This is a genomic window from Leptolyngbya sp. CCY15150, from assembly GCF_016888135.1.
In the GTDB taxonomy this organism is placed as follows: domain Bacteria; phylum Cyanobacteriota; class Cyanobacteriia; order RECH01; family RECH01; genus RECH01.
The window spans coordinates 1-909 of the sequence record NZ_JACSWB010000054.1 but is presented as its reverse complement, the minus strand read 5'-3'; the positions used below and the strand labels follow the sequence as shown (position 1 = coordinate 909).

The 909-nt window shown below is 56.7% G+C and carries 1 protein-coding gene; it reads left to right on the top strand.

Going from position 1 to position 909, the window contains the following annotated elements:
* The coding region (locus JUJ53_RS00245; protein WP_275415706.1) for a Calx-beta domain-containing protein at positions 1–909 on the top strand (909 nt) is incomplete at both ends.

Genomic DNA, 909 nt, shown 5'->3' with positions numbered 1-909 from the left:
TTGGCAATGATGACAATCCACCGGCGATCGCTATTTCCAATGCTTCGGTGCTGGAGGGCGATCTCGGTGATACCGGCACGGCGGTGTTCACCGTTAGCCTGAGTAATCCCAGCCAAGAGACCCTTACCGTTACCTACAGCACCGCTGATGATACAGCCACGTCGGGGGGAGACGTGGCGGCTGGCGAGGGTGACTATGTGCCACTCCTCAACGAAACCCTGGTCTTCAACCCCGGTGAGACCACGAAGTTGATTACGGTTACGGTGAATGGTGATGGCCTCGATGAGGGAGATGAAACCTTCAATGTGGTGCTCGGCGGCGTGACGGGGGATGCAACGCTGCCCGTCAATCCAGGAATTGGCACCATCGTGGATAACGATGCACCGCCCGCGATCGCCATTAACAATGTCACAGTGCAGGAAGGCGATAGCGGTGACCTGACCAATGCTGTCTTTACGGTGCAGTTAGATCGCGTGGGACAGGAAGAGATCACCGTTGACTACAGCACCGCCAATGGGACGGCTAATGCTGGGGGTGATGTTAACGCGGGCACCGATGACTACCAGCCTCTGACCGGAACGCTCACCTTTGCGCCCGGTGAGACAACAGCCTTGATCACCGTTACCGTCAATGGCGATGACGTCGATGAGATAGACGAAACCTTTACGGTGACGCTCAACAATCCCAGCGGCGATGACGCTGTACTCAGTATTGGCGGGAGTGTTGGGACTGGCACGATTGCTGACGATGATGATCAGGCAGCGATCGCCATCTTGGGAACATCGGTACTCGAAGGTGATACGACGACGACGACCAGCGCCATCTTCACGGTGCAACTGAGCAATCCTAGCCAAACGGACATTTCTGTTGACTACAACACCACCGATGGCAGCGCCAGTGCCCTCGGTG